This window comes from Amycolatopsis antarctica, assembly GCF_002262875.1.
Classification (GTDB): domain Bacteria; phylum Actinomycetota; class Actinomycetes; order Mycobacteriales; family Pseudonocardiaceae; genus Amycolatopsis; species Amycolatopsis antarctica.
Map to the genome: position 1 here is coordinate 1 of NZ_NKYE01000019.1, position 21549 is coordinate 21549.

General features: G+C 71.3%; 17 protein-coding genes. 10 read left to right on the forward strand and 7 right to left on the reverse strand.

What is annotated here, in order from left to right; genetic code table 11:
• Positions 1-373 precede the first annotated feature (373 nt).
• Together CFN78_RS24275 and CFN78_RS24280 are read right to left on the reverse strand one after the other, a co-directional pair.
• Positions 374-2026: a DNA repair helicase XPB gene (locus CFN78_RS24275; RefSeq protein ID WP_094865330.1), complete on the reverse strand. Its 1653-nt coding sequence runs from the start codon at positions 2024-2026 to the stop codon at positions 374-376.
• Between the two features lie 35 nt (positions 2027-2061).
• The gene (locus CFN78_RS24280) at positions 2062-3018 is read right to left on the reverse strand and encodes an ABC transporter substrate-binding protein (protein WP_094865339.1); all 957 of its coding nucleotides are present in this window, start codon (positions 3016-3018) and stop codon (positions 2062-2064) included.
• Between the two features lie 189 nt (positions 3019-3207).
• Between CFN78_RS24280 and CFN78_RS24285 the strand changes: the two genes are divergently transcribed.
• From CFN78_RS24285 to mdlC, 3 genes are read left to right on the forward strand one after another with little or no spacing between them, the layout of a single operon-like run.
• The gene (locus CFN78_RS24285; RefSeq protein WP_094865340.1) at positions 3208-5859 is read left to right on the forward strand and encodes a sensor histidine kinase; all 2652 of its coding nucleotides are present in this window, start codon (positions 3208-3210) and stop codon (positions 5857-5859) included.
• Positions 5856-6551, forward strand: coding sequence for a copper homeostasis protein CutC (locus CFN78_RS24290; RefSeq protein WP_240519666.1), 696 nt, complete (start codon positions 5856-5858; stop codon positions 6549-6551). Before CFN78_RS24285 ends, CFN78_RS24290 begins: the two co-directional genes overlap by 4 nt.
• 21 nt (positions 6552-6572) lie before the next feature.
• Complete coding sequence (gene mdlC / locus CFN78_RS24295) at positions 6573-8162, forward strand: benzoylformate decarboxylase (protein WP_094865341.1); 1590 nt, start codon at positions 6573-6575, stop codon at positions 8160-8162.
• 52 nt (positions 8163-8214) lie between these two features.
• On the opposite strand, the gene CFN78_RS24300 is transcribed toward mdlC, so the two are convergent.
• From CFN78_RS24300 to CFN78_RS24315, 4 genes are all read right to left on the reverse strand, one after another.
• On the reverse strand, positions 8215-9072 hold the full coding sequence (locus CFN78_RS24300) for an ABC transporter ATP-binding protein (RefSeq protein WP_094865342.1): 858 nt from the start codon (positions 9070-9072) through the stop codon (positions 8215-8217).
• 63 nt (positions 9073-9135) lie between these two features.
• Positions 9136-9960 carry an ABC transporter permease gene (locus CFN78_RS24305; RefSeq protein WP_240519679.1) on the reverse strand — a complete coding sequence of 275 codons (825 nt, stop codon included), beginning with the start codon at positions 9958-9960 and terminating at the stop codon, positions 9136-9138.
• Positions 9961-10087: 127 nt separating this feature from the next.
• Positions 10088-10855, reverse strand: coding sequence for an ABC transporter permease (locus CFN78_RS24310; RefSeq protein WP_094865344.1), 768 nt, complete (start codon positions 10853-10855; stop codon positions 10088-10090).
• 12 nt (positions 10856-10867) lie between these two features.
• Positions 10868-11893: an ABC transporter substrate-binding protein gene (locus CFN78_RS24315; protein ID WP_240519667.1), complete on the reverse strand. Its 1026-nt coding sequence runs from the start codon at positions 11891-11893 to the stop codon at positions 10868-10870.
• Between the two features lie 590 nt (positions 11894-12483).
• On the opposite strand from CFN78_RS24315, the gene CFN78_RS24320 reads away from it, so the two are divergent.
• The 6 genes from CFN78_RS24320 to CFN78_RS24345 all read left to right on the forward strand — a co-directional run bounded on the left by CFN78_RS24320 (position 12484) and on the right by CFN78_RS24345 (position 18989).
• Positions 12484-15732 carry a sensor histidine kinase gene (locus tag CFN78_RS24320; RefSeq protein WP_240519668.1) on the forward strand — a complete coding sequence of 1083 codons (3249 nt, stop codon included), beginning with the start codon at positions 12484-12486 and terminating at the stop codon, positions 15730-15732.
• A gap of 2 nt (positions 15733-15734) precedes the next feature.
• Positions 15735-16178 (forward strand): roadblock/LC7 domain-containing protein, encoded by a 444-nt coding sequence (locus CFN78_RS24325; protein WP_094865345.1) that lies wholly within the window; start codon positions 15735-15737, stop codon positions 16176-16178.
• A 32-nt stretch (positions 16179-16210) separates the two neighbouring features.
• Entirely contained in the window at positions 16211-16885 is a 675-nt protein-coding gene (locus tag CFN78_RS24330; RefSeq protein WP_094865346.1) for a DUF742 domain-containing protein, read from the forward strand.
• Entirely contained in the window at positions 16866-17474 is a 609-nt protein-coding gene (locus CFN78_RS24335) for a GTP-binding protein (RefSeq protein WP_094865347.1), read from the forward strand. The genes CFN78_RS24330 and CFN78_RS24335 overlap by 20 nt, the downstream gene beginning before the upstream one ends.
• A 563-nt stretch (positions 17475-18037) precedes the next feature.
• Complete coding sequence (locus CFN78_RS24340) at positions 18038-18457, forward strand: roadblock/LC7 domain-containing protein (RefSeq protein WP_094865453.1); 420 nt, start codon at positions 18038-18040, stop codon at positions 18455-18457.
• A 4-nt stretch (positions 18458-18461) separates the two neighbouring features.
• Positions 18462-18989, forward strand: a complete 528-nt coding sequence (locus tag CFN78_RS24345) for a DUF742 domain-containing protein (RefSeq protein ID WP_094865348.1) — start codon at positions 18462-18464, stop codon at positions 18987-18989.
• Between the two features lie 10 nt (positions 18990-18999).
• Here the strand turns inward: CFN78_RS24345 and CFN78_RS24350 are convergent, their stop codons facing one another.
• Positions 19000-21237, reverse strand: a complete 2238-nt coding sequence (locus CFN78_RS24350; protein WP_094865349.1) for a helicase-associated domain-containing protein — start codon at positions 21235-21237, stop codon at positions 19000-19002.
• Positions 21238-21333: 96 nt separating this feature from the next.
• Between CFN78_RS24350 and CFN78_RS24355 the strand changes: the two genes are divergently transcribed.
• Positions 21334-21519 (forward strand): hypothetical protein, encoded by a 186-nt coding sequence (locus CFN78_RS24355; RefSeq protein WP_094865350.1) that lies wholly within the window; start codon positions 21334-21336, stop codon positions 21517-21519.
• Positions 21520-21549 lie beyond the last annotated feature (30 nt).

The following is a 21549-nucleotide window of genomic DNA, read 5'->3' on the forward strand; positions in this document are numbered from 1 at the left end:
CCGACACGGTGTGCCCGAGCGCCCGACACGGTGTGCCCGAGCGCCCGACACGGTGTGCCCGAGCGCCCGACACGGTGTGCCCGAGCGCCCGACACGGTGTGCCCGAGCGCCCGACACGGTGTGCCCGGGCGCCCGACACGGTGTGCCCGGGCGCCCGACACGGTGTGCCCGGGCGCCCGACACGGTGTGCCCGGGCGCCCGACACGGTGTGCCCGGGCGCCCGACACGGTGTGCCCGGGCGCCCGACACGGTGTGCCCGGGCGCCCGACACGGTGTGCCCGAGCGCCCGACACGGTGTGCCCGAGCGCCCGACACGGTGTGCCCGAGCGCCCGACACGGTGTGCCTGGGCGCCCGACACGGTGTGCCTGGCGGTCAGGGGAGGGGTGGGCCCAGGAGGTCGTCGGCGTCGGTGATCAGGTACGCGTATCCCTGCTCGGCGAGGAAACGCTGCCGGTGCGCCGCGTACTCGGTGTCGACGGTGTCCCTGGCGACGACGGAGTAGAAGTGCGCCTGGCGGCCGTCGCCCTTGGGGCGCAGCAGCCTGCCGAGGCGCTGCGCCTCCTCCTGCCGGGAACCGAAGGTGCCGGAGATCTGGATCGCGACGGACGCCTCCGGCAGGTCGATGGAGAAGTTCGCCACCTTGGACACGACCAGCGTGCTGATCTCGCCGCGGCGGAACTCGTCGAAGAGCTTCTCCCGCTCCTTGTTCCGCGTCGAACCCTGGATCACCGGCGCGTTCAGCTCGTCGCCGAGCAACTCGAGCTGATCGAGGTACGCCCCGATCACCAGCGTCGGCTCACCCTTGTGCTTGTCCACGATCGACTTGATGACGGCCGTCTTGGTGTGCGCGGTGGACGCCAGCCGGTACTTCTCCTCGGCCTCCGCGGTCGCGTAGACCAGCCGCTCGTTGTCCGTGAGCGTCACCCTGACCTCGACGCACTCGGCCGGGGCGATCCAGCCCTGCGCCTCGATGTCGCGCCACGGCACGTCGTAGCGCTTCGGCCCGATCAGTGAGAACACGTCGCCCTCCCGGCCGTCCTCGCGCACCAGCGTCGCGGTGAGGCCGAGCCTGCGGCGTGACTGCAGGTCCGAGGTCATCCGGAACACCGGCGCCGGCAGCAGGTGCACCTCGTCGTAGACGATCAGGCCCCAGTCGCGGGAGTCGAACAGCTCCAGGTGCCGGTACTCGCCCTTCGTCTTGCGGGTGACCACCTGGTACGTGGCGATGGTGACCGGCCGGATCTCCTTGCGCTCCCCTGAGTACTCGCCGATCTCCTCCTCGGTCAGCGAGGTGCGGGCGACCAGTTCGCGTTTCCACTGCCTGCCCGCGACGGTGTTCGTCACCAGGATCAGCGTGGTCGCCTTCGCCTCGGCCATCGCGGCCGCGCCGACCAGTGTCTTGCCCGCGCCGCAGGGCAGCACGACGACGCCGGAACCGCCCGCCCAGAACGCCTGCGCCGCCTGGCGCTGGTACTCGCGCAGTTCCCAGTCGCTCTCGTCGAGCGCGATCGGGTGCGCCTCACCGTCGACGTAGCCCGCCAGGTCCTCGGCCGGCCAGCCGATCTTCAACAGCGCCTGCTTCAGTCTGCCGCGTTCGGACGGGTGGATCACCACCGTGTCGTCGTCCAGCCGCTCGCCGAGCATTGGGCTGATTTTCTTGCTGCGCAGCACTTCTTCCAGCACGGCACGGTCCGTTGTGGACATCACCAGCCCGTGTGCGGGGTTGTTCGCGATCTGCAGCCTGCCGAAGCGGCCCATGGTGTCGACGACGTCGATCAGCAGCGGCTGCGGGACGGGGAAGCGGGAGTAGTTGGTGAGCGCGTCGACGACCTGCTCGGCGTCGTGGCCCGCGGCCCGTGCGTTCCACAGTGCCAGCGGGGTGACCCGGTAGGTGTGCACGTGCTCGGGGGCGCGTTCCAGCTCGGCGAACGGGGCGATCGCGATCCGGGCGTCCTCGGCCCGGTCGTGGTCGACCTCGAGCAGGACGGTCTTGTCGGACTGGACGATCAGCGGGCCATTGGTCACGCTCTCCTTTATACGTTCCCGCCCCGACGGGCCGCTCAGTCAGGCGTGACCTGCGGCAACAACGACTGGACGTCGAGCCGTCCGGGAATCGACCCCGAGGCGTGCATCAGGTCGGCCACCCGCTGCAGCCGGATGCCGTTGAGCGAGCTCGGGTAGGTGCCCAGTGCGATCAGCGCGGCGGTGGTGGCGTCGATGTCGGCCAGCGCGGGCAGCGCCTGCCGGACGACGGCGGGGTCGTCCGCGCGGGCCTGGGCCCTGCCCAGGGCGTCCCGGAAGATCGCCAGTGCGCGCGGGTTGCCCTTGGCGAACTCGGTGCTGCTGGCGTAGCTCGATACCGGGAAGTCCAGGGTCGCGCCCCGGGCGCCGTCGCTGAGGATCCGGGCGCCGAACTCCTTGCGCGCCGTGGTGATGCCGGGCTCCACCATCCACGCCGCGTCGGCCGCGCCGGAGCGCACGGCCTCCACCATGTCGGCGGCGGGTGTGGTGACGAACTCGACGCCCGCGGGGTCCACGCCCGCCGTGGCCAGCACCGAGCGGCCGGCCAGCGCGCCGAGATCGTCCGGCAGGTCGACGGCGATGCGCGGGGCCTTCTTCGCGGTGACGTCCTGGTAGTCGGATTCGGGCAGGGTCACCAGGGCCATCGTGTCCCGGCCCGCCGTGTACGCCTCGCCCTGGAGCTGCAGTTCGGTGCCGCCCGCCGCGGCACGGAACAGGGCGACGTCGGTGGCGAAGACGATGTCCAGTTCGCCGGCGCCGAGCCGGGCGAGGCCGTCCTCCTGGCTCTGCTGCTCGACCAGTTCCACCCGTAGTCCGGCACGGCTGAACTCGCCCGCCGCCACGGCGATGCGCAGCGGGGCGGTGTCGATCGCGTCGCCGACCCCGACGCGCAGCGTGCCGCGTTCGGGTGGCGCCTGGCCGACCGGCTGGTCCTCGGTGAGGATTCCGCAGCCACTCAGCGCGAGAACAGCGAGAAGTGCCAGGACCTTGCGCATACGAGGACTCCACCGGGAGGGGAAACGTACGACAGGGTGGAGCTTAGGCGGTTCGACGCAATAACATCGCCGGCGAGCGTGAACGAATTTCAGTCGGACTACCGCACGCTCACAGATGTTACTCTTCGGTAGGTTCGGCGATGGAGCCCCGATCGAGCGCGCGGCGCCGCACGCGGAAGAGGAAGCCAGGTGACCCGTCGCGACAGCCGTTCCCACCGACGTACGGGAACGGAAACCGGTCCCGACGCCGGAGGCCGCTGGCGGCTGCGCAACTGGAAACTCCGCACTCGGCTGCTGGCCATCCTGCTGATCCCCGGCCTCGCCGCCGTCGCACTGGTCGGCCTCCGGGCGCGCTCCGACCTGGACAAGGCCGACCAGCTCGCCCAGCTCGCCGAACGGGTCCGGGTGGACAACACCGTCGCCGACGTCGTGCACCAGCTCCAGCGCGAACGCGATCTGACGGTGCGCTTCGTCGCGGCCGACCGGCAGGGCGGCGACACCGAACTGCGCGCCCAGCGGGACCGGGTGAGCGCCGCCATCGGCGAGTTCGACCGCACCTTCTCCGCGGCGGGCGAGGACCTGTCCCCGGCCGCGGCCGCCGACTTCCGCACCATCCAGGAGCGCCTCACCGTGCTCACCGGGCTGCGGTTCTCCGGCGAGTTCTCGTCCTACCCGCCGGACGCCGTGCTGCGCTCCTACAGCGAGCTGATCGCGGGTCCGCTCGATCTCGCCGACCAGTCCGTCTCCACGATCTCCGACCCCGAACTCGCCAGGCTGCGGCTGGCGACCAACGCGCTGGCCCGGGTGAAGGACCAGATGTCCGTGCGGCGGGCGATCATCGCCGAGGCCCTGCAGACGGGGTCGTTCACCAGCGACCTGGAACGCGCACTGCTCAGTGCCCAGGCGCAGCAGGACGCCGCCCGCAGCGACTTCGGCAAGTTCGCCACCCCCGCCCAGCAGCAGATGTACGACGACACCGTGATCGGGCTGATCGTCGACATCGGCAACGACTCCGCCGAGGCCGTGCAGGTGCGCGCCAGCAACGGGCAGCCGCTGACCGGCATCGACCCTGTCCAGTGGGACATCTCCGCCACCTACACCGTCAACCTGGTCAACCGCGTGCAGGACGCGCTGCTGCAGGAGACGCAGCGGCGCACCGACACCCTCGCCGACGAGGCGCTGGCCTCGGCGATCCGCGACTCGGCGATCGTGGTCGCGGTGCTGCTGGTGGCCGGGGTCGCGGCGCTGATCGTGACCCGCTCGCTGCTGCGTCCGCTGCGGGTGCTCCGGCGGACCGCGCTGGACGTCGCGGAGCACCGGCTGCCGGAGGCCGTCGAGGGCATCCTCGCCGATCCCGAACCGGGCACCGGTGGCGCGCCCGCCCGGCCGGCCGTCGCCCCGGTCCCGGTGTTCAGCCGGGAGGAGCTCGGGCAGGTGGCCAGGGCGTTCGACGCGGTGCACGGTCAGGCCGTCCGGCTCGCGGTGGACCAGGCGTTGCTGCGGGAGAACGTCAACGCGATGTTCGTCAACCTCTCCCGGCGCACCCAGGAACTGGTGGAACGCCAACTCTCCGTGCTGGACCGGATGGAGGCCGACGAACAGGACGCGGACACGCTCGGCGGCCTGTTCGAACTCGACCACCTGGCCACCCGGATGCGCCGCAACAGCGAGAACCTGGTGCTGCTCTCCGGCCACGACCTCGACCGCGAACTCGACGAGCCCGTCGCGGCCGAGGAGATCATCGGCGCGGCGCTGTCCGAGGTCGAGCACTACCGGCGGATCGAGGTGAAGGCGACGCCGGCCGTGGCCGTCCGCGGTGACGCCGTCAGCGACCTCGTGCACGTCATCTCGGAACTGTTCGAGAACGCCACCGAGTACTCGCCCGACGCTCGCTCGGTGTCCGTGGTCAGCTCGGCCACCTGGACGGGCGCGTGGCGCATCGACATCACCGACCAGGGCGCCGGCATGCCCGCCACCGAGATCCACCGCGTGAACCAGCGCCTGGCCACCCCGCCGGAGGTGGACGTCGAGGTGTCCCGGCGGATGGGGCTCTACGTGGTCGCCCGTCTCGCCGGGCTGCACGGGATCAAGGTGCGGCTGGCGTCGGCCTCCACCGGCGGGCTCACCGCCACCGTCGAGGTGCCCGCCGAACTGGTGTCCGTGCCGCTGCCCGTGGTCGCGCCGCAACCGGTGCCGGCGTTCGAGCCCGCGTTCGAAGCCGACGAGCCCGAACCCGAACCCGAGCCGCCCGCCCGTGCGATCGTCGGCCCCGGCCCGCCGCGCCGCGCGCCCGTGATGGCGTTCGAGCCGGAGTGGCCGGACGAGCCGGAGGAGGACGAGAACTTCCTCGACCACGACGCCCCGACCGAGCGGATGGCCGTGTACCAGGACGTGCTGTCGAAATGGTTCGTCGCACCCCCCGACACCACGCCGCAGGCGGACGGCCAGGCCGCGCGGGCAACACCGGAGGAGCCCGACGAGCCGGGCACCGGCGGCGCGCACCGGGCCGCCGAACCCCCCGGCCGCAACGGTGACGGTCCCGCCGAACCGGAAGGCTGGCGCACGGCCGCCGACGAGGGCTGGCTGGCCGTGGCGAAACTGGACCAGCCCGCCGGGGAGGAGACCGACGCCGGACTGCCCAAGCGGGTACCGAACTCGCGCCTGCTGCCGGGCGCGATCAGCACCAGCCGCGACTACGACGGCCCGCCCCTTTCCCGCTCGCCGGAGGCCGTACGGGGCCGGATGACCAGCCTGCAACGCGGCGTCCGGCAGGGCCGTGACGCGCGCACGGCCGCCACCGACACCGAACGGGCCGGGGAACGGGACGGGATCGGCGAGTGAGCCTGCTCGAGGTGATCGCACTCGGCCCGGTGGACGCGGAGCGTGCCGAGGCGGGCGGGGCGGACCGGATCGAACTGGTGGCCGACATGGCGGCCGACGGGCTGTCCCCGTCGCCGCGCACCGTGCGCGCGGTACTCGCCGCGACCGGCCTGCCGGTGCGGGTGATGCTGCGGCACACAGCGTCCTTCGCGGCCACCGGCCCCGGCACGCTGCGGGCCGGGGCGGCGGCGCTGCTGGACGCCGGAGCGCGCGAGTTCGTCCTCGGTTTCCTCACCCCGGACGGGGCGGTGGACACCGAGGCGTGCGCGCTGCTGGCAGAGGAGCTGGCGGGCTGCCCGTGGACCTTCCACCGCGCGGTCGACCACGCCGCCGACCCGTACGCCGCGCACGCGGCACTGGCCGGGCTGGGCTGCGACACGGTGCTCTCGGCAGGCCATCCGGGCGGGGTGACCGAGGGCCTGCCGGTGCTGCGGGCGGTGGCCGCGCGTGGCGGTGGGCCGGAGCTGATGGCGGGCGGCGGGCTACGGGACGGGCACGTGACGCGACTGCGAGCCGCCGGGGTGCGGGCGTTCCACATCGGCGGCGCCGTACGGCCCGCCGGCTGGGACGAACCGGTGGACCTCGCCTCGGTCCGCCGCTGGGCGACCGTGGTCTCGGGCGCCGAAACCGCCGCCGCGCACCGGATCGGGTGACGAAGGGGTTAGCGTTGCCCCATGCCTACGCGCACCATCCGGGACGTCACCAGAGACCTGCTCCGCGAGCTCGGCCTGACCACCGTGTTCGGCAATCCCGGCACCACCGAGATCCCGTTCCTGAGCGACTGGCCCGGCGACTTCCGGTACGTGCTGGGCCTGCAGGAGTCGTCCGTCGTGGCGATGGCCGACGGATACGCCCAGGCGGGCGGCAGGCCGGTGCTGGTGAACCTGCACTCGGCGGGCGGGGTCGGGCACGGACTCGGGCACGTCTTCACGGCGTACAAGAACCGCACGCCGATGATCGTGCTCGCCGGGCAGCAGATGCGGTCGCTGATGCCGGACGACCCCTTCCTCGGGGCGACCGACGCCGCCGCCTTCCCCCGGCCCTACGTGAAGTGGAGCTGCGAACCGGCCCGCGCACAGGACGTGCCCGCGGCGATCGCCCGTGCCTACCACCTCGCGACCCAGGCACCGCAGGGTCCGGTGTTCGTCTCGGTGCCGGTGGACGACTGGGACGCCGAGGCGGACCGGCCCGTCGTGGCACGGCAGCGGATCCCCGGTTTCGCCCCGGACCCAGAGGCCCTCGCCGGCCTCACCACCGCGCTCGCCGCCAGCGAGCGGCCCGCCATCGTCGTCGGCCCGGCGGTGGACGCCGACGGTGCGGTGCCCGAGGTCGTCGCCCTCGCCGAGAAACTCAACGCAGGCGTCTGGGCGAGCCCGATGTCGGCGCGCTGCTCGTTCCCCGAGGACCACCCCCTGTTCCTCGGGTTCCTGCAACCGGAACGCGGTGCCACCGCCACCGTGCTGGCCGGTCACGACCTCGTGGTGGTGCTCGGCGCGCCCGCCTTCACCTACCACGTCTACCGCGGCGAGTCCGAGGTCGCGCTGCCACCCATGTACCTGATCAGCGACGACGAACAGGTACTCGCCCGCGCCTCGGAGGGCATCGGGATCCGGGCGACGGCGGGGCTGGCCGTGCGCGCGCTGACCGCCGCCGTACCCGCCACGGACCGGCCCGCGCCGCTCGTGCGGGTGCGGCCGTCCCGGCCGCCGGAGAGCACCCCCGTCTCCGCCGCCTACGTCTACGCGGCGCTGGCGGAATCGTTGCCGGACAACGCGATCGTCGTCGAGGAGACGCCCAGCCACCGCAACGACCTGCACGACCACCTGCCGATCCGCGCCACCGACACCGGCTTCCTCACCGTCGCCAGCGGCACCCTCGGCTACGGCCTGCCCGCCGCCGTCGGCGCCGCGATCGCGCGCCCGGAACGCAAGGTCGTGGCCGTGATCGGGGACGGCTCGTCGATGTACGGCATCCAGGCTCTGTGGACGGCCGCCCGCGAGCAGGTGCCGGTGACGTTCGTGATCATGGACAACTCGCAGTACGCCGCCGTCCGCATCCTCGGTGAGGCGGCGGGCGGGGCGAAACTGCCCGGCGTCGAACTGGGCGGCATCGACTTCGCCGCACTCGCCGCCTCGCTCGGCTGCACCGGGCACCACGTGCGGAGCCCGGCCGAACTCGGCACGGCGCTGACCGCGGCGCTGGCCGACGACCGGCCGAACCTGCTGCACGTCCGCGTCGACCCGGACCCCGGCGTCCTGTACTGACCGAGAAAGGGCGCCCGGGATCGGGCACCCTCCGCTCACCAGGATCGGGCGGTCAGGACGACGCCTTCGCCGGGTCCTTCTCCGCGGTCCCGGCTCCGGCTGTCGCGGAGGCCCCGGAGGCGTCCTCGCCCGCGCCGCCCGTCGGACCGACCTGCAGCAGCCGCGCGACCTCGCCGCGCATCGCGACGAACTCCGCCGACTCCCGGGTGGCGATCTGGTCGCGCTCCTCCGGCAGCCCCACCTCCAGGTCCGCCACGATCGTCGCCGGAGACTTCGACAGCACCAGCACCCGGTCGCTGAGATAGACGCTCTCGTCGATGTCGTGGGTCACCAGCAGCACCGTGCTGCCCTGCTCGCGCTGCACCCTGCGAAGCAGGTCCTCCAGCTCGAAACGGGTCTGCGCGTCCACCGAGGCGAACGGCTCGTCCATCAGCAGCAGCGCGGGCCTGCTGGCCAGCGCCCGCGCAATGGAGACCCGCTGCTGCATGCCACCCGAGAGCTGCCACGGGAACTTCCCGCCGACGCCCGCCAGCCCGACGGCCTCCAGCGCGTCCGCCGCCCGCTGCCGCCGCTCCGCCTTGCCGAGCGAACCCCAGCGCAGCGGGAACTCGACGTTGCGCTGCACGGACAGCCACGGGAACAGCGAACGGCTGTAGTCCTGGAAGACCACGGCCAGGTCGTCCGGCACACCATCGACCCGGTCGCCGTGCAGGCTCACCGTGCCGCCACTCGGCTTGATCAGCCCGGCGATGCAGCGCAGCAGCGTCGACTTGCCGCAGCCCGACGGGCCGACGATGCAGGCAAGGCTGCCCGCCTCGACGGTGAAGTTCAGGTCGCGCACGGCCACGTGCGCCGTCTCCCCGGTGCCGTACCGGTGGTCGAGGCCGTTCACCTCGAGCATTGTGGGCACGCCAGCCCCCTTCTCGATTGCGTCGTCATCGGCGGACGGCGGGGATCCCGCACGTCGCCGTGGTCAGTTCGCGTCCTGCGCGTTCCGGGTCGGCTGCCAGCGCAGCACCCGCCGTTCCACGGCGAGCAGCGCGGCGTTGAACCCGAAACCGATGATGCCGAGCAGCACGATCCACGCCCACATCGTGGGAAAGTTGTACTTGCTCTGTTCGAGGAAGAGCTGCTTGCCGATGCCGTTCAGCGCACCGACCAGTTCCGAGACCACCATCAGGATCACCGAGATCGACAGGCTCAGCCGCAGGCCCGCGAAGATCTTCGGCAAGGCGGCGGGCAGCACGACCATCCCGATCCAGTACGGCGCCGGGGTGCGGAACGAACGCGCCGTCTCCACCTTGACCTTGTCCACGGAGCGCACCCCGTCGACCGTGTTCAGCAGCACCGGCCACAGCGCACCGAAGATGATCGTCGCGAGCTGCATGCCGGAACCGATGCCGAACAGCACCAGGAACACCGGCGCCAGCACCGGCGGCGGAATCGCCCTGGCGAACGCGAACAGCGGACCCACATAGTCGAGGCCCGTCCGCGACCGGCCCAGCGCCGTACCCACCGCGACACCGACCACCACCGCGATCAGCCAGCCACCGATCACCCGGCCGAGGCTGGGCAGGACATGGTCGAACACCACGTCCGAGAGCAGGAGCTGCGAGGCGGGACCGGAGAACCACAGGTCACCCGCGGCACCCAGGATCGTCGTCGGGGGCGGGAAGAACGGGTCGTCCGCCAGCACCGCCACCAGTTGCCACAGCACGATCAGCCCGAGGAACAGCAGCCAGTTGCGGGCGAAGCCACGCAGTCCCCGGCCCAGCACCGCGGAGCCACGGGAACCCAGGGTGGACGTCTTCCGCTCCGCTCCGGTGAGCGGGGTTTCGCGAGTGTCGCTCACGCCGCCGCCTCCTGTGTTTTGCGGGGCACCCGCACCCGGCCGGCTTTCGTGAGCGGGGCTTCGCCAGTGTCGCTCACGCCGCCGCCTCCTGTGCCGAGTTCCACCGGAACAGGCGCTTGCCCGCCCGATCGAGGCCGTCGTTGATCAGGTACCCGATGATCCCGGCCACGACCGTGCCCGCCAGCACCAGGTCCATCTGCCCGCCGGCGGAACTGGCCTCGACGATGAACTTGCCGAGCCCCACCTGGGCGCCCGACACGAACTCCGTACTGATAACCAGGATCAGCGAGATCCACGCGGACATCTTGAACCCGGTGTAGACGAACGGTGCCGCGTGCGGCAGTGCGACCGAGCTGAGGATCCGGGTCCTGCTGGTACCGCAGGCCCGTGCCGTGTCGATCAGTACCAGATCGATCTCGGCGAGCGCGTAGATGGTGTTGAACAGGATGGGCCAGATCGCCGCGTACACCGCGAGCGCGACCTTGGCCTCCCAGCCACTGCCGATCACCAGGATCGTCAACGGGATGAGCGCGACCGACGGGATCGGGCGCAGGAACTCGACGATCGCGCGGGTGGCGTCGCGCAGTACCGGAATACTGCCGAGCAACAGGCCCAGTGGGACGGCGACCGCCGTCGAGATCGTGATGGCGATGGCCCACGCGAGCAGCGTCGCGATCAGGTCACGCAGGAACGAGACGTCGCCGAACAGGCCGATCGTCTGACCGAGCACCTGGCTCGGCGGTGGCAGGAACGCTTCGTTCACCAAACCGGCCTGCACGGCCACTTCCCAGAGCAGGAAGAAGCCGAGCAGACCGGCAAGGTTTCGCAGGATGGGTCGCACGAATACGTCGGATCAGGCGTCCGTCGCCTTGGCGATCATCTGTTCGACATCGAGGGCCTGGCCGATGGTGCCGAACTCGAGCAGCAGGTCCGGGACGCGCTGCAGGCGCGAGGGATCGGGCTTTGACTGGAACTGCAGCAGCTTCGTCAGGGCGGCGGTGTCGGCGTCGACCTTCGAGAACTCGACCATCAGCGGCTCGATCTTGCTGCGGTCCTCGGACTCGACGGTCGCCTTCTGCAGAGCGCGCTGGAACGCGCCGACGGCCTTCGGGTTCTCGTTGGCGAACTTGCCCAGCGAGGCGTAACCGGCGGTGGGGAAGTCCTGCGTCGGGCCGCTCGCGGTGTCGACCACCGGGACCGAGCCGACGGTCTTCGCGGACTGGGTGATGAACGGCTCGGTCATGAACGCCGCGTCGACCTCACCGTTGGCGAGCGCCTTCGACATCTCCGGGAAGGGGATGTCGACCCACTGGATGCCGTTGAAGTCCAGGCCGTTCGTCTTCATCACCGACTTGATCAGCGTGTCGCAGATCGTGTTCTGACCGGTGATGGCGATCTTCTTGCCCGGCAGGTCGGTGACCTTCTTGACCGGCGAGTCCGGCATCGCGACGACCATCGTGCTGCCGGGAGCGGCGGAGGAGGCGTCGGCGACGATCTTGATGTTGCCGTCCTTCTCCGCGACCTTGCCGGCCTCGGCGATGAAGAACGGGGTGTACGAGCTGTACGAGATGTCGACCTCGCCGGCGATCATCTTGGTGACCGACGCCTGGCCGCTGGGGGCGTTGACGATCTCGACGTCGAGGCCCTCCTCTTTGAAGTAGCCGTTCTTCGCGGCCAGGTGGAAGGGCGCCAGGTCGATCGTCGGCATGATCGAGACCTTGACCTTGGTGGTCTCACCCGAGGCGTTCGAGGACTCCTCCTCGCCACTGAGCAGCCCGCAGCCGCTGGTCGAGGCGAGCATGGTCAGCGCGATCAGGACGGTGCCGAACTTGCCTCGCCTCCTCTGTCCACGCTGGTTACTGAAGGCGTGTCGAAGCAAGGCAACTCCTCGCGAAAGAGGTCCTGCGATGGACGCGGACCGTGGGGGCGTGTCGTGCCCCATGTACCGGGGCCACGCGGGTACTGTAGAGAACTCACCCGAGACATCACAATGGGTGGCAACCCACGTGTTATCCGTGGGTAATCTCACCCGTTCCGGCGCTCTCCGCGAAGTGTGCGTTGCGCAGGGTGTTCTTGTCCCGCCAAGTGGGTGCTCCCTGGGCGGATGACGTTGCTTATTTACCCGTGTCGTCCTGGAGGGTTACATCCCGCTTGGGCATTCGCTACCCTCTGCGTCGCAGCCAGACAGCGAATCACCGATGTGGTGAGCGCCTGTGCCTAAACGGCCGAACGGACGGAGCATTTCGGTGAGGTTGGGTACTGCCTGGTCGCGGGAAGCGTGTCGTGAGTGTCGCATCCGGGTGGCCGCGGGCAACGGAGCCGCGCGGGGTGGGGCGCCCGTCAGGTGCCCGTCCGATCCAGCTGGACACGATGTGACCGGCTACTGAGTCAAGTCTTGGGAGTGTGCTGGTTGTGCCCGACCAGAACGCCGAGTATCTGTCCAGCCCGAACAGCAATGGTGGTTCATCGGTGTCCAGATCAGACGCCACGGAGTTAGGCGGCGGCTCCGCCGAGGAGGCCGCCGGCCAGGCGACCTCCAGCAAGTCCGCGGGCAAGTCCGGCGGGCTGAGAAACTGGCGCCTGCGTTCCAAGCTCCTGCTCGTGTTGATCATTCCGACGCTCACCGCGCTCGTACTGGGCGGACTCCGTACCGCGGACAAGCTGTCGGTGGCCGACGAGTTCCAGCAGACCGCGGATCAGGTCGGCCTGGCGATCAGGGTCACCAACGTCGTCCACGAGCTGCAGACCGAGCGGACCCTGGCCGTCACCAAGATCGCCTCCGGCGGGGCGCAGGGGGCGCCCGCGTTCGACGCGCAGATCGGCAAGGTCGACCGTGCCGTCGACGAGCTGCGCACCGCGACGGCCGGCCTGGCGACCGACGACACCGAGGCGCAGGCCCGGTACGACCGTGGCCTCCAGCGGCTGGACTCGCTGCGCCCGCTGCGCGCCGCCGCGAACAACTCGCCGTACTCCGACATCGCCACCTTCTCCACCTACACCGAACTGCTCAAGCAGCTCGTGCAGCTCGGCCAGGAGGTCACCGCCGCGGTCAGCGACCGGGACCTGCTGCGCGCGGGCACCGCGACCCAGTCGATCAGCGAGGCGAAGGAGTTCTTCACCAGGGAGGACGCCGCGCTGCAGATCGCCGCGCTGCGCAACCAGTTCCCCGGTGACCTGCTGGAGCAGACGCGCGACGCGAACGCCGGTGGCGACGCCGCCATCGCGAACTTCAACGGCAGCGCCACCCCGGAACGCAGGCAGTTCTACTCCGACACCGTCTCCGGCCCCGAGGTGGACAGCCGCGAGCGCATCCGCGCCGGGGCCTTCATCGCCGCCGAGGCGGGCCAGCCGGTCGCGATCGACGTCCCCCAGCTCACCGATTTCTCCACGGCCACCGCCGCCAAGCTGCGGACCGTGGAGAGCTCGCTGCTGGACGGGCTGCGCGTCAGCGCCGACGACCTGGCCGGCAGCACGACCACCGCCGCCTACGTCGAGGCGGGCATCGTCATCGCGCTCATCATCGCCACGCTGGCGCTGATGATCGCGGTCACCAGGCTGCTGCTCGGCCCGCTGCGCGTGCTGCGGACCAACGCTCTCGACATCGCCTACACCCGGCTGCCGCAGACGGTGCAGCGAATCCTGGACGACCCGGACCCGCTGCGCGCCTCGAAGGACGTGGTCGAGCCGGTGCCGATCACCACCCGCGAGGAGATCGGCGAGGTCGCGCGCTCGTTCGACGCCGTGCACGAACAGGCCGTGCGGATGGCCGCCGAGCAGGCCATGCTGCGGGAGAACGTCAACGGCATCTTCGTGAACCTGTCCCGCCGCTCGCAGCGGCTGGTGGAGCGCCAGCTCGGCGTCATCGACCGGCTCGAGGCCGATGAGCAGGACCCGGACCATCTCGCCAGCCTGTTCGAGCTGGACCACCTCGCCACCCGGCTGCGCCGCAACGGTGAGAGCCTGCTGGTGCTCTCCGGTGCGGGTCTGTCCAAGTCGGTGCCGCGCCCGGTCCCGGCCGCCGACGTCGTCGGCGCGGCGGTCTCGGAGATCGAGCAGTACGCCCGCGTCGAGGTCGGCGTCATCCCGGACACGCTCGTCCAGGGCCGCACGATCCACGACCTCGTCCACCTGCTCGCCGAACTGCTCGACAACGCCACCTACTTCTCCGAGCCGGAGACCAAGGTGACGGTGCGCGCGGTGGCGACCCGCAGGGACGAACTCGCCATCCAGATCACCGACCGCGGTGTCGGGATGTCCGAGTCGCAGCTCGCCGATGCCAACCAGCGGCTGGCCGACCCGCCCGACCTGGACGTCTCGGTGACCCGCCGGATGGGCCTGTACGTGGTCGCCCGGCTGGCCAAGCGGCACGGCATCGAGGTGCGGCTGCGCGAGAACGAGGACATCGAGGGCGGTGTCGTCGCACGGGTGGTGGTGCCCGCCGAGCTGCTGGGCAACGCCGCGCGCTCGCTGCCGCCGATCACCCCGCCGCGGAACGCCATGTCCGACTCCGTCCCGCAGAACTGGATGACGGAGAACGCGATCACCACGGCGCTGTCCGGCTCGGCCAACGGCCACCGGGACTCGATGGAGCACACCCCGCCGCCGCGCAGCGCGATGACGTCGACGTTCGAATCGGCCTTCGACGCGCAGCCGTCCCAGGAACGCTCCGAGCTGCCCACCAGGCAGCCCCGGCAGCCGGAGCCCGAGCCGGAACCGATCCCGGCCGAGGACTCGTCGGCCGGACAGGAGGGCGGACTGCGTCCGCTCGACCAGCCGATCAGCCTGGACGACCTGGTCGCGGGCTCGTCCGGCGGCATGTTCGCGGGCGCTCCGGACCCGGCCACCATCCCGGCCCCGCCGCCCGCACGGCCCTCGCCCGCCCAGGGCAACGGGGCCTACAACGGAAACGGCAACGGGGCCGCGAACGGCAACGGGGCGCAGGCTCCCGCCGACGGCACGGCCGAGGAGACGACGCAGTACTCCCCGCTCGCGCTGCCGAAGCGCAGGCCCACCTACACGCCGCCGATCGCGCCCGCGCAGGCCGAGGACGACGCCGATGCCGCCGAGCCGCCCGGTTCGGCACCTGACGACGTGCCGACCCGCAGGCTGCCGATCTACCAGTCGGTGCTGTCCCGGTGGTTCAGCGAGGAGGACGAGGCGCAGGCACAGAGCGAGGCGGGAGCCGAGGCCTCCGCGCCCGCCGACGCGGGCAGGCCCTCGCCGTCCCCGGCGCCCTCCCCAGCGCCGTCGCCCACCGCACGCCCGGCAGTGCCGGCCGAAGCGGAGCGGCCCGCCGCCGAGCCGGATGTCCAGGAACGACCCGAAGGGGCGGGCGTGGCAGGAAGTTGGCAGAGCGCCTCCGACAACGGCTGGCAGGCCGCGCAGGCCCTGCTCGACTCGAAGGACGAGGAGATCACCCCGGCCGGTCTGCCCAAACGGGTTCCCAACGCGTATCTGGTGCCAGGGTCGGTCAGCGCCAACTCCGGTGCTGGCGGCTCGTTCACCGATGCCGGTGCCTCCGCACAACCCGAAAAATCTGCGCAGCCGTCGATCGCCAGGTCGGCGACCGCAGCACGGAGCCGGATGGCGAGTTTCCAGCGTGGCTACAAGAGTGGACGTCACGCACTGAAGGACGACTCGCCGGAAGCCGGACAGCCCGATGCCGTCTCGGTGTCCAGCTCGGGCGAAGAATCTGCCGAGAACGGGGTTAAGGAGTGACAGTGACACGGGCGGGTACAGCACAGCCCATCGGGCCGAAACAACCGGGCAACTTCGCCTGGCTCATCACCGACTTCGTGCACCGGGTGCCCGGTGCGGCGCACGCCGTGGTGGTCTCCGCGGACGGGCTGCTGCTCGCGTCCTCACGCGGGCTGCCGAGGGACCGCGCCGACCAGCTCGCCGCGGTCGCATCCGGACTGACGAGTCTGGCCCGGGGTGCCGCGCAGGTCTTCGACGGAGGTCCGGTCGCCCAGACCGTCGTCGAGATGGCCAACGGCTTCCTGTTCCTGATGGCGGTCTCGGACGGTTCCTGCCTGGCCGTCCTCGGCTCGCCGGACAGCGACATCGGGCTCGTCGTGTACGAGATGACATTGCTCGTGGAGCGGGTGGGGCAGCAACTGACCCCCGAGTTGCGGGCCCAGCTGCAGGGTGCGGCTCGCCGTTGACCGGCGCGCCCCTATAGCACTGAGGAGATGCCGTGGACTCCGGACGCGCGCGAGGCGAGCGCCGGCTTGGCGACGACTTCCAGGCGTCGCGCTGGCAGTACGAGGACGACGGCCGCTTCGGCGGCCGTGGCGGGCGTGGTTCCCGCCACCCCGAGGACGATGCGGAGGCATGGCTGCGCCCACCTGATTCCGATCAGGGCCGTGGGCCGGGCGAGTTCGACGTGGCGGAGTTCGCGGCGGACCGGCTGCTGGCCGGCCCGGGCTCCGAGCTGTACGGCTCGTACGACGCCAGGCAGGAGCAGGACCCGGCCTTCGGGGGGCAGCAGCCCTTCCCCGTACAGGCACAGCACGAACCGGAGGACAACACGTCCTCCGGTCTGGTCCGGCCCTACTTCCGGACCAAGGGACGGACCCGTCCCAGTTACGACCTTGCGATCGAGGCGTTGATCTCGACGAGCGAGCAGGGCCGGGTGCTGGAACGGGTCCGGGTTCCGGAGCACAGGTCGATCTGCGATCTGTGCCTGGACACGCGTTCAGTGGCCGAAGTGGCCGCTCACCTGCGCCTGCCACTCGGTGTGGTGCGGGTTCTGGTTGGTGACGTTGCCGGTCTCGGACTCGTCATGGTTCACTCCGCGACCTACGCGGTGGGCGACCGGCCGAGCGTCGAGTTCATGGAGAGGGTGCTCAGTGGCCTTCGGCGAATTTAGCGGCGAAGCGAACACGTCGTCCGCCTCCGGACCCACCTCGTCGGCGAAGATCGTCGTCGCGGGTGGTTTCGGTGTCGGCAAGACGACTCTGGTGGGTGCGGTCTCGGAGATCGACCCGCTCACCACCGAGGCGTCGATGACCGAGGCCAGCGCCTCGGTCGACGACCTCTCGGCGACACCGAACAAGACGACCACCACGGTCGCCATGGACTTCGGCCGGATCACGCTGGACTCCGACGTGGTGCTCTACGTCTTCGGCACGCCGGGACAGCACCGGTTCTGGTTCATGTGGGACGACCTGGCACTGGGCGCGATCGGCGCCGTGGTGCTGCTCGACACCCGCAGGCTGGCGGACGCGTTCGCCTCGATCGACTTCTTCGAGAACCGCAACCTGCCCTACGTCGTCGCGATCAACTGCTTCGACCGGTTGCTGCACCATCAGATCGAGGATGTCCGGCACGCGCTGACGATCTCGCCCTCGGTGCCGATCATCGTCTGCGACGCCCGGGAGCGGGAGTCGGCCAAGCAGGTGCTGATCTCCGTCGTCCAGCACTCGATCGCCAGCCAGACCGCGACGCCGGTCGGCTGAGCTCCTTCGCCGGTGACTGTGCGTACTCGACGTCCGGCGTGAGTGTGCTTCCGACCGGACCTGTCGACGGTTCGTGATTTCCCGCCGTTCCGGCTTGGCGTACCCGCCTGTCCAGGAACGGCGGGAATCGTTGGCAGTATGTCAAGAAACCTCGTGGAAGTTGCCCCCCGAGGGGGAGGAAACCTCCCAGAACCCGGGACGCATGCGGCCGTTGGAGTGAACTCCGGCAGGTTCACCCGTCCACGTGACCGTGCCTCGATCGGTGGCATCACGGCGCTCGCGCGTCTGCACGTGCACACCGTGAGAAGAACCCGCGATCCGATTTAATCGCGCTGACCTGCGTCAATGCGTCAGATGCACAATCACCCCGATGGCTGTTCACCATGTGCCCGCGGGTGAATCGTGCACCCTGCGTGTTGACTTCGTTGCAGCACTCGTACTCGACACGATCCCGTGGATGAATACTCTGAGCGCAGGCAAATTCGCCATTACCGGTGTCGGCGCGTCGTCGCCACTCGCCGGGCGAGGCGTGCGGGTTCGACGACGGGCAGGAGGTGCGGCGGGTGACGGCCACGGCCACCGAGGACACCTTCACCTCGCTCGTCTCCGACCTGGTCCGGCGCGTTCCCGGGGCCGCGCACGGCGCGTTCGTCTCCGCAGACGGTCTCCTGGTCGCCGGTTCCGACCGGTTGCCGCCGGACCGCGGCGAGCAGCTCTCCGCCGTCGCCTCCGGGCTGATCAGTCTCACCACCGGCGCGGCCCAGTGCTTCGAGGCCGGCGCGGTGACCCAGACGGTGATCGACATGGAGCAGGGCTACCTGTTCCTCACCACCGTTGCCGACGGGTCCTGCCTCGCCGTGCTCGCGGCGCGGAGCTGCGACATCGGCACGGTCGCGTACGAGATGACGGTTCTCGCCGACCGCGTGGGCGAGCAGGTGGATCCCGGGCCGCGGGTGCGGCACGGGGACGGGGTACGGGGGTAGCCGAATGGTCCGCAGACCGCGATGGACCGAGCCGGACACGCAGACCGTGTCCGCGGGCTGGGAACAGCTCCACCGGGCAACCGAACGCGAGGGACTCGACTCGCCCGGCAGGTTCGAACTCGGCGAGGTCTCCGCGTTGATCGGCAGCGGCACGTTCGCCGCGGTTCCGGTGCAGGAGAGCAAGAAGACGGTCTCGCGTTCCCGGTTCCGGCCCTACGCGCGCACCCGCGGCCGCACCCGCCCGGACAACGATCTCGCGCTGGAGGCCCTCGTCTCGACCAGTGAGCGCGGCCGCCGTTACGCGGGCGTCGCCTCCGTCGAGCAGCGCGCCATCTGCGACCTGTGCGTCGAGACCCGATCCGTCGCCGAGGTCGCCGCCCACCTGCGGCTGCCGCTCGGCGTCGTCAAGGTGATGGTGGGCGACATGGCCGACGCGGGACTCGTACTGATCCACCAGCCCGGCCTGATGTTCGGTGACCGTTCCTCCCGCGAGTTCATGGAACGGGTACTGCACGGCCTGCGCTCGCTGTAGCCGCTCCGCCTCAGTCCTCCACCAGCGCCGCGGACGTGATGCGGTGCAAGGGAAAGCGCTCGTTGCCGCTGCCCTCCAGCATGCCGCCGCCGACCCGCACCGGGGTGACCACCCGCTGGCTGGCGGTGCCGTGCGAGTCGACGAAGCCGATCCAGACCTCACGCCGTTCACGGGTCGCCTCGGCCAGCAGCGCGAGCGTGGCCGAGGTGTCCGTGCCGCCGCCGCGGTGCGCGCCCACCGTCGCGCCCCTGCGCGTCCCGGCGGCCCGGTCGCCCGCGCGGACGTGCCGGACGATCATCGCGAGCTGGTCGGCGTTGACGGTCGGTGCCGGGACGGCCGTACGCGCCCGCCGCGGTGCGGCCGGGACCCGCCTGCCCGCCGGGCGCAGGTCGATCACCCGGCCGTCCGGGCCCTCCGCGGCCGGGGCGAAACCGGCCGACCGCAACCCGTCCAGCACCTCGGCCAGCGGCAGCGGACTGACCAGCACCGTCGGTGCGATCCGCCGCAGGTCCAGGTCGGCCGCGGCCGGAGTGCCCAGCACCTCCGCGATCAGCACGTCGTCGTCGCAGCGCAGGAACGAGCCGGCCACGCCGCCGCGCAGCCTGCCGTGCCTGCGGGCGACGTCGTCGATCAGGTACGTCAGCGACTGCGGCACCGCGGTCGCCGAGTGGACGCGGAACAGTTCGTGCAGCTCGTCCGCCGTGCGCCCGGCGTCGAGCGCCCTGCGCACGGAGGTCTCGGTGATCCGGTAGACGGTCGCGTGCCCGGAGGACTCCACGTCGGCGACCGCGGTGATCCTGGTGGCCAGCTCGGGTTCCAGCGGTCCTGGCGCGACGACCGTCAGGTCTGCCTGCACCAGTACCTGGTCGACCGGGTCGGGCAGCGCGTCGATCATCGCCGTGGTCGCGCCCGCGCGGTCGTCGTCTAGCAGCGCGCTCGCCGCCGTGCCCAGCGCGCCGAGGGCGACCACACCCAGTGCCGAGGCCTCCGCCATCGTCCAGTGGACCGTCTCGTCGCGCAGCCTGCCGCCCCGGCGGGGAGCCCGCCAGGCCAGCATCGCGACCAGGTCGTCGACGGCGGTCACGCCGGTGCCGTTCGGCAGTTCGGCGAGCGCGTCCAGGACCCGCCTGCGCACGGCCGGGGCCTGCGGACGGCGCAGCTCCTCGGAGAGCGGGGCGACGGGCTTGTCCTTGGCGTCGCGCCCGCCGGCCATTCCCGGCAACCGCGGCAGGTCCAGCCAGGCCTGCGCCAGCGGCACCCAGCGCTGGGCAGGCGCGGAGGCCAGCCAGGAGTCGGCGAGCGTGGTCGGTACCCACTCGGGGGTGGTCGACTGGCTGTCCGCGACCAGTCCCGCGCCGACGGCGAGCTCGGCGAGCAGGGTGGCCCCGGCGTCGTCGACCTCGGTCTCCTTCGCGAGCCTGCGCAGCTCCCGGACACCCAGCCCGCCGGATTTCAGCACCGGCGGCGGTTGCTGCGACCACAGCAGCACCAGGGTTTCCATGTGCCGCAAGAACTCCATCGCCTCGCCGGCTGCCGCTGAGTCCACAGTGGACTGTTCGTGCGAGCGGGTGGGCAGGTCCGGTTCGGTGAGCCGCCCGGCGGGAAGGACCCGCCCGTCGCGCAGCGCGATCCCGGCCTCCCTCGGCAGCTCGACGGTCTGCTCGTCCCGGCGCAGCAGCAGGCCGAGGGCCAGCAACCGGTGCACCGGGGTCTCCGCTCGTTCCGGTGCGGGCGAGGTCGCGGCGTCCCTGGTCCGGCCGACCGGCGGCCCCGCGGCGAGGGTGCGCAGCAGCGCGCGCTCCGCCTCGCCGGTCTCTGCCAGCGCGGCGCGCACGGTCTCCGGGGTCAGCGCGGGTACCGCCCGGCCGAGGCCGGCGGGGTAGGGGCCGAACACCTCGCGGGCGGCCGGAGCGATCCGCAGCGCCTCGTCCTCACCCCAGACGAGTGCCTTGGCGCGCAGGAGATCCAGTGTCTCGCCGGGGCTGGTGCCGAGCAGCCCGGCGAGCTCCGACCTCGGCACCGCCTCGGTGTCCGCCCCGGCCACCAGCAGGGTCTCCAGCACGGCGAGGGTGAAGGTGTCCAGGTCCTCGCAGGCGCGCGCCACCGAACCCGGCGTGCCCGCCCTGGTGGCGAGCACGGTGGAATCGGACGGCGGCGGCGTGGCCAGGTCGCGCCTGGTGCGCAGCAGCGCGGCGAGCGCGTCGTCGGGAAGCGAGCGCAGCCAGTCCGCAAGCGAGATCGCGGGCATCGTGAGCGAGGATACCGGCACCTGGGGTGCCGCCCCCCGGCGCTGGTCGGGCACACTGGACGAAGCCGTAGTGGACCAGGTGCGTGGAGGACTGTCGTGGCGAAGGGCGAGAAGGCCAGGAACAACGGGATCGACCCGACGTGGCCGAAGGTGGCACCGGGCGAGCATCCCGTCTCCGAGTTGGCGGCGGACCGGCAGGGCGCTCTCTCCCCGTTCGGCGACGTCACGTTCCCGCTCGAGAACGTGCCCTACGTGCACCCGGAAACCGAGATCAACAAGTAGCCACCTCCGGCTACCGGCGGGTAAACCGCC

Excerpts from the sequence above, each read along its gene's own strand:
- CFN78_RS24280 (WP_094865339.1), bottom strand. The coding sequence starts at position 3,018 with ATGCGCAAGGTCCTGGCACTTCTCGCTGTTCTCGCGCTGAGTGGCTGC.
- mdlC (WP_094865341.1), top strand. The coding sequence starts at position 6,573 with ATGCCTACGCGCACCATCCGGGACGTCACCAGAGACCTGCTCCGCGAG.
- CFN78_RS24345 (WP_094865348.1), top strand. The coding sequence starts at position 18,462 with ATGGTCCGCAGACCGCGATGGACCGAGCCGGACACGCAGACCGTGTCC.
- CFN78_RS24350 (WP_094865349.1), bottom strand. The coding sequence starts at position 21,237 with ATGCCCGCGATCTCGCTTGCGGACTGGCTGCGCTCGCTTCCCGACGAC.